General features: G+C 29.9%; 8 protein-coding genes. 6 read left to right on the top strand and 2 right to left on the bottom strand.

All coding sequences use genetic code 11. The features are described from left to right. Positions 1-376: 376 nt before the first annotated feature. Together Q0829_RS23715 and Q0829_RS23710 are read right to left on the bottom strand one after the other, a co-directional pair. Positions 377-637 (bottom strand): hypothetical protein, encoded by a 261-nt coding sequence (locus Q0829_RS23715; protein WP_298547653.1) that lies wholly within the window; start codon positions 635-637, stop codon positions 377-379. A 705-nt stretch (positions 638-1,342) separates the two neighbouring features. Beyond that, entirely contained in the window at positions 1,343-1,630 is a 288-nt protein-coding gene (locus tag Q0829_RS23710; RefSeq protein WP_298547651.1) for a helix-turn-helix domain-containing protein, read from the bottom strand. A gap of 166 nt (positions 1,631-1,796) precedes the next feature. On the opposite strand from Q0829_RS23710, the gene Q0829_RS23705 reads away from it, so the two are divergent. From Q0829_RS23705 to Q0829_RS23680, 6 genes are all read left to right on the top strand, one after another. Next, the gene (locus Q0829_RS23705) at positions 1,797-4,955 is read left to right on the top strand and encodes an SIR2 family protein (protein ID WP_298547650.1); all 3,159 of its coding nucleotides are present in this window, start codon (positions 1,797-1,799) and stop codon (positions 4,953-4,955) included. 12 nt (positions 4,956-4,967) lie between these two features. After that, entirely contained in the window at positions 4,968-7,370 is a 2,403-nt protein-coding gene (locus tag Q0829_RS23700; RefSeq protein ID WP_298547648.1) for a DrmE family protein, read from the top strand. Next, entirely contained in the window at positions 7,360-11,082 is a 3,723-nt protein-coding gene (locus tag Q0829_RS23695) for a helicase-related protein (protein WP_298547647.1), read from the top strand. Before Q0829_RS23700 ends, Q0829_RS23695 begins: the two co-directional genes overlap by 11 nt. Beyond that, entirely contained in the window at positions 11,073-13,067 is a 1,995-nt protein-coding gene (locus Q0829_RS23690; protein ID WP_298547646.1) for a DUF1998 domain-containing protein, read from the top strand. Before Q0829_RS23695 ends, Q0829_RS23690 begins: the two co-directional genes overlap by 10 nt. A gap of 7 nt (positions 13,068-13,074) precedes the next feature. After that, the gene (locus Q0829_RS23685) at positions 13,075-14,154 is read left to right on the top strand and encodes a DUF3800 domain-containing protein (RefSeq protein WP_298547645.1); all 1,080 of its coding nucleotides are present in this window, start codon (positions 13,075-13,077) and stop codon (positions 14,152-14,154) included. 1,798 nt (positions 14,155-15,952) lie between these two features. Further along, the gene (locus tag Q0829_RS23680; protein WP_298547644.1) at positions 15,953-16,135 is read left to right on the top strand and encodes a hypothetical protein; all 183 of its coding nucleotides are present in this window, start codon (positions 15,953-15,955) and stop codon (positions 16,133-16,135) included. Positions 16,136-16,164 lie beyond the last annotated feature (29 nt).

Here is a 16,164-nt window from a genome sequence, read left to right as displayed (position 1 = left end):
CAAGTAATTGCTATAGTAAAAAGTTACGTGTCATCCCTATAGGAAAAACTTCAAGTCATTGCTATAGTAAAAAGTTACGTGTCATCCCTATAGGAAAAACTTCAAGTCATTGCAATAGTAAAAAATTATGTGTCATCCCTATAAGAAAAACTTACTTCCTATCTTTAAAAAAGTTAAGCCATTATCAATTTAGAAATTTCAAAAAAGGGTACGTAGTGTTATGAAAACAATTCTTTAAAACCCTTAGATTCTTAAATCCAAATCGGGATGTATATTTCTGCAAAATACAGACCCCAATTAGATGTGTATTCGATTCTTAATCGGGATGCTTATTTTTGAAAAATACACAGCCCAAAAACTATTATCAGACCAGTATTTATAGGTATTTTCTTTTTTTGAGCAGATTCTTAATCGGGATGTGTATCCTGATCTCAAAATTAGTGATATTAAGATATCTCAATCGAGATACGTATTTTGCAAGAATACACATCCCGATTGAGGTGTGTATTTTTAATTTAATATCTGTACGTATAGAAACTCCTGTTGCTATAATTTTAATTGAGATAATACCTAAATTAGGTATTAATAATTTATACCCTCTATTAATTCCATATTGGACAACTTTAGTAATAAACATAGAAAAATAGTTTTTTGAATACGGTGTTTCGAATCTTCTAACCGCTTTAAATGTCTATAAATGAGTATCACAACCCCCATTCAATTGAATTGATCCCTAGTGTAAGTTTTTTACTTTACAAAAAGTTGCTTTTGTTTGCAGACTACTTGTAAGAGGTTGCAAATAATTTTCATGTTTTCTATCGAAAATACTTGGTCATAACCATTAGAAAAAAACTAATTAATCATTAATTAGGAAATTTCAGAAAGAGGTACGTAGTGTTATGAAAATAATTCTTTAAAAACCTTCAGATTCTTAAATCCAAATCGGGATGTGTATTTCTGCAAAATACAGACCCCAATGGGATGTGTATTCGATTCTCTATCGGGATGTTTATTTTTCAAAAATACACACCCCAAAAACCACCCTAAACCCATTATTGATAGGTAGTTACAATTTTAAAAGAAATTCTCAATCGGGATGTGTATCCTGAGCTACAAAACAACGAAAAAAAGAATCTTAATCAGGATGCGTATTTTGCAGAAATACACATCCCGATTGACGTGTATATTTTTTAGACCGAAAGGGTACGCATTATAAATTTAAATTATTACAATTTCTATTAGTATAGCAATTAAATAAGGTGTTTTCAATTTATACCCTAGATAAATTAGTAAATAATATTGGATGTTTAATTCAAAAAAGTAAATATCCTTATAATTCTTATTATAAAGTAGCTCTAGATTTTTTTGCAACTTTTAGAAGTTCAGATTTATAGTAAAATATAGATCTCCCAATTTGATAATAAGGAATTTTTCCTTGTTTTTTCCAACTTATTAAACTGGTGATAGAAATACCTAAAAATTGTGCAGCCTCTTTTTGAGTTAATCTGTCATTTTTAATATTCTTAAATGATTGTGGCAATATTTCTGTGTTTCGAATTTCATCAATTACCAATCGAACTATTCTTTTAAGATCTTCTCTGTTATGTGTATAAATCGATATTTTTTTCATAATAATCATATTTTAAGATTAACAACAATCAAAATTGGGGAAATTATAACTTACCTAAAAGAATTTGTACATTTGATTTTAGGGATTAATAAACAGGTTAAGTAATTTTTGATAATATCGAATCAATCTGTTAAACTATGAATACAAGTCAATAAAGGGTTAATTTATGAAAGAAAGTTTACTATTGGATTATGACGCTTTTTTAAGGTCTTTTAAAAGAAATACAGATGTTCCTCATTCAATTTTGTTAGGCGCTGGTGCTTCAATAAGTTCAGGAATTCAATCTGCATATGACTGTATCTGGGAATGGAAAAAAGACATTTATCTCTCTAAGAATATAAACGCATCTGAATATTATAAAAATTACAAAGAGGATTCTGTTAGAAAAAGCATACAAAAATGGCTGGATAGTCAAGGAGAGTATCCTGAATTAGACTCTAATGAAGAATATTCCTTTTTTGCAGAAAAGGCATATCCAATTAGTGATGATAGAAGAAAATATTTTTTAAGTCTAATAGAAAATAAAGAACCATATATTGGATATAAACTATTATGCTTACTTGCAGAGCATAATATCATCAAATCTGTTTGGACTACTAATTTTGACGGACTTATTGTTCGTTCAGCTCATCAGAACAAACTGACACCAATAGAAATAAATCTAGATAATGTAGATAGAATCTATCGGAATCAAAGCAACAAAGAACTTCTCGCAATCGCTCTTCACGGTGATTATAAATTCAATTCATTAAAAAACACAGTAGAAGAGTTAGATTCTCAAAATGAAGTGTTTATTGAAAATCTATCTAATTATCATCTAGATAAAAATTTGATAATTACTGGTTATAGCGGAAGAGATAAATCTTTAATGGACGCATTAACAAAAGCTTTTACTCGAAAAGGGGCTGGAAGATTGTATTGGTGTGGCTATGGAAGTGAAATATCGGACAAAGTAGCTAAGTTGCTGAGAACTGTTCGAGATTCTGGAAGAGAAGCTCATTATGTAACAACAGACGGATTTGACAAGACTATAATTCATTTAGCGAAATCAGCATTTGAAGATAATGATTCACTTTCACAAGAAATTCAAAATGCACTTGATAGCTCGGAAAATGAAGAGTATTTAAAAACGGAGTTTCATTTAAATTTTTCAAATACAGGAAAATATATTAAAAGTAATTTACACCCTGTTGTTTTTCCAAAAGAGGTATTTCAATTTGAAATTGACTATAAGGATGAAAAACCTTGGAGTTTTTTAAAAACCATTTGCCAAGCAAATAATATTTGTGCAGTTCCCTTTAAAAGAAAAGTATTTGCCATTGGAACACTAACCGATATTTCAAAGGCATTTAATGGTCTTTTAAAAAGTGATATTAAAAGAGAATCTATAAGTAAGTTTGATGTAGACAATGTATCAGCTTTCAAGTCTTTAATGTTGCAAGCAATTTTGAAACATTTTGCCAATGACAAAAGAATTTCCACCAATAATAAAAATAAAATATGGTTGACTTCAAATGAAAGTGAATATAAAAGCATCAAAATTCATAAAGCGCTATTTCTTTCATTTTACTTTGATAAAAACAAAAGCTTTGGCTACTTAACTTTTACACCAACAATAAACTTAACCTCTGATCAAGAAATTTCAAAAACAGACAAACTAACTATTAGTAAATACAACTTAGAGAAATTATATAACAATAAGTATGACGAAATATTAGAAAACTGGAATAAGCTTTTATTTAATAAACCTAGAATAAAATTTGAATATCCCCTTCAATCTGGTAGTGGTCTTGAATTTCAAATATCTTCAAGTACAGCGTTTGGAGAAATAAATGTTCTAGACCCTAAATTTAGAGGTTACGCACCAAAAGAATACGATAATAGACAAACTCAATTTAAAGGTGTTCAATTTTTAGAACCACAACTTGTTTTCCGTAACATTTCATCAGATATGGAATTCAAAGATTACCATCCAATGAGAGGTTTAGTAAATAATCGTCCTTATGATGTTAATCTAAATGGAGTAATCTTATCTAATGAAATAAACTTATCTGTTATTTGTGGAGGGAAATATTCAAATAAGTTTTATGCCTTTCTTTCCCAATTACAAACAAAACACTCAACTGACAATATAAACCCTGATTACTTAATAGATTACCCAGGCTTTTCATCAATTTATAATATTCCCTTAAACATTCCATACTTTGAGAATGATGGAAGTTGGTTGGATATTGATTTTAGAGGTAAAAATGAACTTGAAGCACACGAAAATGCAATTAAACTCGCTAGACTTATAACTTCAAAAATTGAACAAATAGCGAATACTCAAAGTCAAAGTACAATCGTTATTTTTATTCCAAACGAATGGCAAAATTTTGAAAGTTTTGTAAACAAAGAAGAAAGTTTTGACTTACACGATTATGTAAAAGCATTTGCTGCTTCAAAAGGAATTGCGACACAATTAATTAGAGAGAAAACATTAGAAGACAATTTAACTTGTCAGATTAATTGGTGGTTATCATTATCATTTTATGTGAAATCTTTAAGAACACCTTGGATTTTAAATAATCAGGAAAAAAACACAGCATATGCTGGAATTGGGTATAGTATTTCTAAAATAAAAGATAAATCAGAAATTGTTATTGGTTGTAGTCACATTTATGATTCAAACGGTCAGGGTTTAAAATATAAGTTATCTAAAATCGACAACTATTTCCTTGATAAGCAAAACAATCCTTTTTTATCATTTAAAGATGCTTTTCAATTTGGAGTTTCAATTAGAGAGCTGTTTTACGAATCACTAGATAAACTTCCTGAAAGAGTAGTTATACACAAAAGAACAAAGTTTACACAAGATGAAATAGACGGAATTAAAGCTAGTTTACATAAAGCTGGAATCAAAAAAATAGACCTTATTGAAATCAGTTTTGAACCTGATGCACGTTTTGTGGCAATGAGCGTATATAATAAAGAATTACAAGTAGATAAGTTTCCCATTTCAAGAGGAACCTGTATTGTAACGAATAAACACACTGCCCTATTATGGACTCACGGAATTGTGCCTTCTGTTCGACAACCGAATTATAAATTCTACTTAGGTGGTAGAAGTATCCCAGCACCAGTTAAAATAACTAAGCATTATGGAGAATCTAATATTGATTTAATTTCAACAGAAATTTTAAGCTTAACTAAAATGAATTGGAACTCATTAGATTTATACTCAAAGCTTCCTTCAACTATTGACTCATCAAATAAGATTGCGAGAATAGGAAAACTATTATCTCGATTTGAAGGTAGGACTTATGATTATAGATTATTCATTTAAATAAATGAGATATTGCAAGAAATTAAAAGCTATACACAGGAGCTAATCAATAAAGCTAAGGAGTACTTAACTAAAGAGTACCACTTAAAGGCTTTAAATCTTTCAGATTTTAAAGCGATTAACTTCTATTTAATGGACAAAGCCATTAACAAAGAAGATAATTTATTTATAGAGTCTTTTGATAAGGAGCTTCCTGCATTATCTCAATTTCCTGCGGTACTTTCTGTAGCTATTTCATTATTCTTTAAAAACTTTTGTGACAATCATACTATTTATAAAAAAGGCGATATTCTACAATACAATAAGATGCGCTTTGAAATTAAGCTGGTTAAAGAAGATAGTTACATCGTGTTTGGCGGCAAAAAAGGACAAGAATTTAAAAAAACAGTAAAACACTCGCAAATAGGTAAATACAAAATAATTAATGCAGGTTTAACAGGACGTAGAGTTAAGGTAGGTTTTGAAGCTTATGAAAAGTTTTACGATTTAATTTTCAATGAAAGTAAAAATCTACCATCTCAATTTAAATATAAGTCTGCTATAATAATGTCTAAAAAAGAGTTTGATGCAGAATTAAAATCTCAAAAATATGTAGACATTGACATAAAGAAAGCAATTCCTATGCGTTGGATTGCTAGTTCTGGAGCAGAGAGTTGGAATCATATTCCTATTGAACCTATGATTTACTGTGTCCCAGATTATAATACATTACAAACTTACGTTTTAGATAAAGGAATAGAAATAGAAACCTTAATTGTAATAGGCAAAAACAAATATAAAAATGATGTAAGCACAAAAATTAGGTTAGCACTTAGAAATGAAGATATACCTAATTGCATCATCTTAGGTAGTCTGGGTTTTAATGATGAGCAGAATCAATTCTTAAAATGGAAATGGACCTTTCCAGAATTTGAATACTTAGAAGATAAAGCACCTGGAGAAATTAAGGCTATAGATATTAAAGACGTAGCTTATCAAGAAAAGATAGACGGTTTTATAGATTATTTAAGTTCGATTGAGAAAGAGAACGGTATGTCTTTACTCAGTGTTAAACGCTTACGTCGTTTCTTATATGCACTGGTACTTTCTAAACATTCTCACAGTCGTACACTATCACAACTAGAATACATTCAGCATCTTCTTAAAAAAGTAGCATCAGAAACCATTGAGCAGGATTTTTATGATTTAGAAATATATGATACCGAAGTGCAACAACAGCTTGTAGTAAAAATTGATGCCATTTTTGAAAACTTTAATAATAATAAACTCAATTACTTAGAGCAATTAAATGATGTAGATTACCTCATAGTGCCTAAACGTTTGGTCGAGAATTGGAAAGAAGAGTTTAAAATGAAGCGCATTAAAATATGTGGACTCAACGAATTTAAAACATTACATAATAGCATTAACGGTAGTAAAAAAGTATATGTACTTAGTATTTATAATAATGGCAAGTATTATGATGATGTATTAGGCTTTGCTATTAATTCACCGCATCGTTATTCGTTCTTGTCTTATCCTGAAGAGGCAAAAGTGATTAACGCTTACGTTGATAAATATGATAATAGTCTTATCACAGAATATCAATCTAAAAACCGTAAAGTACTTACAGGTTTAGATTTTAAAATGAAACTTAAAGAAATTAATACTGATAAGTCTTTAGAAGATATTATGGATGGTTTCTATAAACGTGATAATGGTAATGAAAAAGTATATGATTATGAATCTAATAAGCAAGTAAACTACCGTTTACAATTTGCAAATGATAAGGAATCTTTAGTGTATGATGGTTCTAAAACAGTACTCATAAAAAAGGATGGTAAATGGGTAAAATCAAAAACCTATAATGTACTTCCAGGAGACAAAGTAAGGGTGTATAATAATTTGTCTAAAGAACGTCTCTTTAACATTGCATTACAAGAAGATAGTTACGGTAGATTCAAAGAAGTTGAAGAAATGTCAAAGCTTTGGAAAAAATCATTAGCACGTTACTTTTCAAAAAGAATTAATGAGGATAAGCATTATAATAAAGAAAGATTACTGAGTTCGCTTAAAGCGAAAGGGAGCAAGATAACTAATGTGGTAACAATAAGTAAATGGCTAAATGAAAGTGATAAAGAACGTTTTCCGCATAGTAATAATGAGTTAAAAGCTATGAAGCTATTAATGAATGATGAACATCTTAATAAGGACTTTGCATCATTATTAAGGGTAAAAGGATTCTACCGTGGTTTAATGATAAGTTTAGGCAGAGATTTAAGTGATGATGTTATGGATTACATCATTTCAGAAGGTAGGAATAAAGGTAAAATGTTATCAAAATTTGGTAAAGAAGAAATCAATGCGTTTGTAAAAAGCGCAGCACCAGAAAGAACAATAGAAAGTAAAGTAATTACAGACGAAGATGAATCATAACGATGAATTAGATAAAAAAGCAAGACAAATATTTCAAGACCGAATTAATAGAGGAATGATTGGTCCTGGCTCTGATATGTGGGGACTTCCTGATGAAGAAGAAATTATATCAGATTATCCATTACCGAGATATTTTAGCGGTGTGCTCTTTCCTAATAAATCTGTTACACCAGAAACTCAAGGAGAAGAAGATGATGCAGCTTTGGAAAGTGAATCATTAACAACGGATGAAAATGAGGATGAGAATAGCAAGGGCAATGAAAATAATGAAGATGAGGAAACTAAGGATATAGAAGAAAAGAATGAAGAAGTAAAAGTTAAACGTCAGGATTTTAACTTAGATACAAATAGCTTCTTTCCTACTAATATTGGAATTACAGTAGCTTTAGATAAATCAATTAAAGAAATAAAGGTTGAATTTTCATTTGGTTTATATACGCAGGCAAAAAGCGAAGAGGGAAAAATAAAGATTTCTAAAGCAGGTTACGATTCTTTCTTTGAACAAGGCATTCCAATACCATTAGCATTTAGAAAAGCTTTAAAATATGAGGACGGTTATATGTTCTTAAACAGAGAACTTAAAGGAGAACAGAAGAATCCTGAAAGAGCAAACGGAGAATACGGTCAGTTTGATGAATTTAAAAACAGAAAAAACTTAACTAGACAAACAGAAGAAGGTGGGCATTTCTCTGCATATTATTATATAGGTAAATTAGAAAAATTGTTAGGTAGAGCGTGGAAAAGAACACCTTTTACGTTTAACGAAACTATCAAAATAGACAAATCCTTTAAATCCCCTATTACCTTTGATTTTCCATCTGAGATTTATAAGCAAACGAATGCAGGATATAATATAAAAGTTTACGAAGATTCAAGGGCACGATTTGTAAAAATTCAACTCGTAAACTGCTCTGAAGACCACCCAGCAAATCGTTTTTCTAACAGGTCAGAAAATCTAAATTTTAAGTCACTATTTCAAGGGAGCATAAAAGTACAATCAGATGGATTGATTGAATACAAGGACAATAGTCTTAATACCTATGCATCAGATGATGAGATAAGAGATGAAGAAGCAGAAGAAATAGAGTTAATCTACCGTAATATTAAAAGTTATGGTATAGGTCATAATTGCTCTGTAATATGGGATGTAAATACAAAAACTGTTCAATCTACATTCTTACCAGAACAAAATATAAATGATGTAATTAATGAGTTTGAAGACAGTAGTTTAGACAAGGCTTTAGATATGCGTAATCTCTCAATTTGGGGATTATCAAAAGATGAAATAAAGGTAAATCTTAAAGATTTTGTAGCGAGCTATGAGCAATGGATTAATAAGCAAATACAAGAGAAAAATAAGCTTAATTCATCCGAAAGAGAAGTAGCCGAAAAAGTAATAGAAAGACAACAAGAGAATTATAATCGTCTTAAAGAAAACATTAATTTATTGGATAATGAAAAGGTATTTAAAGCCTTTCAATTAGCTAATACAGCGATGTTAGTTCAACTAATCATTTCTAATGATGAAAGATTAGGGAAAACAGAAAAAGACCTCTTTCAGATAGACAAATCTATCAATGCAAATCGTTTGGTTTATTTTGAACAATACAACACACCTAAAAACTTAGGTTTTGTACCAAAGTACAGACCATTTCAATTAGCTTTTTTACTACTTAGTTTAGATGAAATAGCACAGCCAGAAAAGCGTAAAGCAAACAATACGGTTGACCTTATTTGGTTTCCTACAGGTGGTGGTAAAACAGAAGCTTATTTAGCTGTAGCAGCTTTTACAATAGGATTCAGAAGAATTAATAATGAAAGTGATTATGGTGGCACAAGTGTTATTATGCGTTACACATTACGCTTATTAACAGCACAACAATTTGAACGTGCATCTCGCTTAATTGCCACTTTGGAGTTTATGCGTTCTCAATCAGAATTTAAAGACACTTTAAAAGAGGAGCCTATAAATATTGGTTTATGGGTAGGACAAGCATCTACACCTAATAAAGTAGCAGGAGATAATGGTGCAGCCATTTTAGTTTCGCAAATGGATGAAGAAGCTTTAAAAGGAGACAAAGGAAATCCTGAGCGTAAAAATGTATTTCAAATCAGTAGTTGTCCGTGGTGTGGTACTAAATCAGTCTCTAAAGAAAAGAACTCGCAAGGACAAACGATATGGCGTTATGGTTTTAAAGTAAACAAAGGTGAATTAAAAGTATCTTGTATAAATAAACAGTGTCATTTTTACGAAAAACTACCTATTCAAGTAGTTGATGAAAACCTGTATAAAAATCCACCTACTTTATTGTTTGGTACTGTAGATAAATTTGCAATGTTAGCGTGGCAAGATGAAGCACATAACTTTTTTAAAGCTAATATAGACAAAGGTTTACCACCAGATTTGATAATTCAAGATGAGCTACACCTGTTAAATGGTCCATTAGGCTCAATTACTGCTTTATATGAATCTACTATTGAATTATTATGCACTAAGAATGGTATCGCACCTAAAATTATATCTTCTACTGCAACCACAAGGAACACGCAATATCAAATAGAAAAATTATATGGTAATAGGAAAGTTAATATATTTCCACCATCAGGTATAAATTATAATGATAGTTTCTTTTCAAGAGAAAGTACCGAAAGTAAAAGACGATATATAGGTTTTATGCCTACTGGCAAAACATCTATTGACACACAATTACAGATTTTAGCACATCTATTCGTTTCTCGCCTTGAAGTATATAGAAATAAGGATACTAAGGATTATGCGGATAACTATTGGACGATTATATCCTACTATAACAGTTTAAAAGATGTAGGGAAGATTTTTAATAAAGTGGGTGATGAAGTATCTAATTTTACATCAACATTACAATACCGATTAGAAGATTTATTTAATCCTATTGATGATTATAGATTCAACTTTGCAGGAATAGCTTCTCGTACTGAAGAATTAACCAGTCGTGTAGAAAGTTCTCGTATAAAGGCAATACTTAAAGAATTAGAGCTTCCATTTGAAGAAAAGAATATAGTAACCTCAGATAAAGGTTACCGTTACTTAAATGATGTTGTTGATTTTGTATTAGCTACAAATATGATTTCTGTAGGTATTGATATAAGTAGACTTAATTTGATGCTTATTAATGGTATGCCAAAAAACATTGCAGAATACATACAAGCATCCAGTCGTGTAGGTCGTAAGACTAATGGATTAGTAGTGTCATTATTAGACCCAAATAGAGCAAGAGAGAAATCTTATTTTGAGCATTTCATAAACTTTCACCAGGCTTTTTATAAGTGTGTTGAACCTCTTAGTATAACACCATTTACAGAAAGTACTATTGATAAAATGCTCACCACTTCTTTAGTGGCATTTATTCGTAACAAATACCCAAATCTTAATAAGGATAATGATGCTGTTAATTTTAAATCTGATTTAGCGAAAGTTTACAAAGACTTTATAGAAGAAAGATTTGGAGTTAACAACAAAGAAATGATGGTCTATTTTGACCGTAGGTATCAAAACATTGTAGAAGATTGGGAAAGTAAGGCAAGAGCGTCTAATGACCTTAAATATAAAAGATTACTCAAAAGACCTTCAGACAAAAATGAAAGTGCAATAGATTGGACAACAATGCAATCAATGAGAGAGATAGATACTGATACATTTATAAGAATTAAATCAAATTTTGAATGGCAATAAGACGTAAAAAGAAAGCTACAGATAGTAAGTTTGTTAAAATACAAACACGTAAAGCCATCAGTTCTTATGGTGGTTCAGGTTCAATTATAGAAACACCTTTTGGTGCTTTAATGATTGATAGATTTGATGAGTGGCCTTTCTTTTATTTTAATAAACAAGATGGTAAAACAATTATTGATGCATCATATCATATTAATGATGAACGATTATTACAAAGACTTTCACATAAAGATGGATTTGAAAAATTAGAAGCGTTTGTTTATGTACCTGATAATGTATCTTCTTCGAGTAGAGCAGATATACCTGAACATATAAATAATACGATAAGCGCATCATTCTTCCCTAAATGGTTTTACTGTAATTCTTGCAAAAGATTTAAGCATATTAAAGACTGGTGGAAAGAGTGGGAATTGGCAAAAGCTAATGCTACTAAAAAAGAATTTGCACCGCCTAAGTGTGGCGTGTGTTATGCAAAAAGAGGGAGCAAATTTGCACCAGAATTAGAACAGGTACGTTTTGTAATGTCTGCACCTACTGGTGATATAAAAGAAATACCGTGGGAAAGATGGAACAAGGCGCAAAAGGCAGTAAAAGATGAAGATTCAGAGAGTGGTTCTGTCTTATTAGACTACGAAGCATTGTGTTGTGAAAATCCAGACCTCAGATATACAAAGTCAACAAAATTTTCAGATTTAGCAGGTATTAGTGTAAAATGTATGAATGATGGATGTAGTCATAAAGGTAGAATAATGAATCTATCAGGTTTGTTTGGCTTACGCGAAAGAAAATATTTTTCTGAAGCTGAACTTTTGGAACGACACGAAGAAGGAAAAGAATCCAAAGTGTTCTTTAAACCAGTCATTCGTAGCAGTAATAGTGTGTATTATCCCATTCTTGTATCTAGTATTTTTTTACCTACAGACAAAGGTGTAAGAAATAAACACATTGAGAAAATAAATAGATTTAAAGCAAAAGGTAAAGATGCAGAGTTCATATTTGAAGCATTAGAAGAAGAATATCCTTTAGAGCAAATCCAAAAAATATTAGAAAACGATAACGACAACTCATACATACCAGAGCTAGAGTATCGTCTTTATGAATATAATTTTTTAGTTAAGAACCCTAAGGTTGACTTTACAGATGAAGATGAGAACTTAATTTTTAAGAAAGAAAAATTAAATAGCTTAACCAATTATGGTTTTGAACAATTAATAGGTTTAAGGCGTATTAAAATGACCACAGTGCAGGTAGGTTATACGAGGCAAGAGCCATTAACTAACGATGATTTCTTTTCAGAAATGGACGAAACCCAATTGCTTATTGAAAAGAAATTTACATCTAAGTGGGAAGATAAAACCAAGTATTTACCAGCGATTGAGAGTTTTGGTGAAGGTATTTTCATTGCGCTATCAAATGATAAAATAGAGAACTGGATAACAAAATCAGAAAAGAATGAGGTTTTTAAGAAGAAGATTAATAAACTATATACAAATATTGAAAGTCACGCATACCGTTCAGTAAAAGAAAAATTTGGTATGACAGTAAACAGAGAGCATTTAATACGTTTTCTTTTGGTACATACGTTATCACATCTTTTAATTAAAGAATTAGAGTTTCTATGTGGTTATCCATCTACATCTTTAAATGAAAGACTCTTTGTAGATAAAAACCAAATGCAAGGTGTATTACTATATACTATTGCAGGTGCAGAAGGCAGTTACGGTGGTTTAGTATCACAAGCGCCAGAAGCAAGAATGTTACGTCTATTAAAATCAGCATTAAGAAGAGCAACAGATTGCGCATCAGACCCAATATGTTATAATACCGATGACGGTCAAGGTATAGGCGGTTTAAATATGGCAGCTTGCTATAGTTGTACTTTAATACCAGAAAATGCTTGTGAAGAGTTCAATTCATTCTTAGACCGCTCATTATTGATAGATGAAGAATATGGATTTTTTAAAGATTTGATTATTAACAAATAAACAACCTATGGCAAATACGATATACTTTGATGAATCAGGTAACACTGGTCAAGATATGTTAAACGAAGACCAGAAAGTATTTGTTTTAGCATCCGTAAACTTTAATTTAGAACAACAAAATACATTAACATCAATTTTTGATTTAGGACACGAAATACATTTTAAAAATCTTAAAAATAGTAACGCAGGACGTAGAAAAATACTAGAATTTATAAATCACCCATTAATAGTGGAACAACGCGTATGTGCTTATGTAGTTGATAAAGAATTTAATGTTGCAGGTCAGATAACAAACCATTTAATTGAAACCGTTATGTATAATAATGGTTATGACTTGTACAAGAATGGTCGAAATATAGCCTATGCTAATTGGATATATACTTTCGGAAATCATATATGGGATAAAGTACTTTACAAGAAATTCATAAATGAATTTGTTAGTATGATTAGATTAAAATCTGAGGAGTCCATTAATATATTTTATATAACTGCTCAAGAATTGTTGGAGAAAGTAAAGGAGAAAAATGTATTACAACCTATAGTTGACAGCCGAAAGCATATTAAAGAAATAATGACATCTATCGATAAATATAGTATAGATGTTACGTTTTCTACTTTTCTTGTTTTATGTGATGTATGGTATAAATCATTGAAAATGAAGTTAGATGTTCGTTTTGATGAATCTAAGCAAATACGTCATTATGATGATTACTTAAATCATTCTATTGTATTGGCAGCTGAGAATCCTAAATTGAAAGAAATAGGTTATGATATACGTAAGATGACTTATCCACCTCAAATTAATTCACTTGAATTAATAGATTCAAAAAATGATTTCGGTGTTCAATGTGCCGATTTAATAGCAAGTGCTATAGCATTTATGTATAATAACGAGAATGGTCGTTATGCACCATTTTCCAAATTAATACAACAATCTAAGCTTTTAGATTTATCCAACTTCCATACAATATGGCCAACTAGTGATGTTTCACCAGAAGCATTAGGTATGACAAGTAATGATGGAATAAATCCCTTAGATTTTTTAGTTGACAATATGCGTGATGCAATAAATAAACAAGAAGAATAATTATAAGTAAAGTAAAAGAATTGTTGTTGTTAAGACAACAGTAAATAGATGACAGAGATTTAGCACGAAGGTTAAGTACTACTCATATCCTTTTTTAGGTAATCGTTAGTCCTTTAGAAATACAATATTTCCTAGAGTATCTAAAAAAAGCATTAGTGATAAAAAATATAACTTGTAAATTAGCTGCTATATTGATATTTTTTTCAACAAAATCTATCTTTAATAACTTTAATTAGATGTATCAAATTAGTGTAAGCGATTGGAGAAAAATTCCACAGGATAATTTAAAACTAATTTATTCTCAAGCTCAAAGAAAACTTGATTATACCTTATATAATTCTGACAAAATAACAAATAGATTTTACTCTGTATTGATTGTATTAGCTGGATTACTAACAGCCGGGATAGGATATATTGTAAAGAATTTTAAGGATAACCCAATTGAAAATAATAAGTATTGGTATATTATAATTTTTCTAACATTAGTTTTAATTCTTCTTTTAATCTGCATTAAAAATATTTATCCAAGATTTTTTATGGGAAAAGGTAGATCCCCAAGTGAATTAAATAATATAGATTTACTACAACCCTCTGAAAATTTTTCGGATTCTGAATTATATATTGCAATGTTGATAGGAGAAGTTAACAATTTAGAACATAAAATATTCTATAATCTAAAACAAAATCAATCTCGTTTAAAAGTATTAAAGAGATTGATATATTCGATTGTAATTTTACTCGTATGCTTTTTTATTCTATTTCAGGTACATCTCCTGATGTAGTTGGTTCCGGGTCTGATACAGGATTTGATGGCATAGAAGGCACTTCTTTTTCTTTATCGTCTAATTTCATATTTATTTGTTATTAGTTTATGTAAAGCTAACAAATTATAGTATTATAATTATTCTAAAAATAAAAAACATTGTGTAAAATATACTTTGAATTTCAGGCAACTCAGAAACTGCATCCTTAGTTACCCAACAAACCAAGAGATTTTAGATAGCGCTCTGTCATCAGCATAATAGAGTCAATACATTTTCTATATTTTTCGGATATCTTTTTCCTTTTTTGTTCCAATTCATCTAATTCAGTGACCTCGGAAAGACAAATGTCGAAACATTTTGAAAATGAATTACTGAAAACCAAAGAGTTGGCAGAATACTTTAAAGTTGCTTAGCGTTATACAATTATTTCAAGATCAGAACTTAAAAGATTCAATAAAAGTTTTATGTTTTAAATTAAATATTGATTTTCGGTAAACTATTATAGTAGATGTCACTCTTCTGAACTGAATTCCCAAAAGCATTTAAAAAACCTATGATTTATGTAACATTGAATTCCTATTGTATAACCTTGCATCGATTAATTATAAAGATCTTTGTAATAAATATTATAAAATGAGAATATAATCGTTTTCAAAAAATGAATCTTGAACGACCTAGAATTACCAAAATGATAATGCATGCGAAGTATTTGATATATACTACAAAACATTTTCAGGTAAAAAAAGGCAGAAATTCAAAACTCTGCCTTTTTTAATAAAGTTGAATAAAACCTTACAAAACAAATATTCTTTAGTAAGCAAATATTAAAACAATACACAAATCAATATTATAGATCAATTTTAATATAAAATGACGACACATAATTAGTCTAACTCTTAAAGCCATTCGAATAGATTTTTTAAAATCGTCATTTTTCTTGCTGATTCTTTTTATCCTCAGAGGTTATTTACTTATTAATTAATTCTCTGGGGGCAAAAGAAATGAAAAAATAAACCTCTCTTCTAATATTAATTATGAAACTAAATAAAAATGTAATTCTAAAATATGAAGTAGGTGATACGGTATTTACTAAAATAAACCCTAGCATTTCGCTGATAGTAAAGCGATATATTAATGGAATCTACTACTGTGGATTTCAAAATGATCCAGACAGATGGGAATTGGGTTTATCTGCAAGAGCATTGGTAGGAAGTTAAACTCTTTCTAAAATCGATTTCTTTTTATC

The sequence above is a fragment of the uncultured Aquimarina sp. genome, from assembly GCF_947492405.1.
Lineage (GTDB): Bacteria > Bacteroidota > Bacteroidia > Flavobacteriales > Flavobacteriaceae > Aquimarina.
Note: the sequence above shows the minus strand (reverse complement) of the source record. Positions and strands in the feature narration are given on the sequence as shown.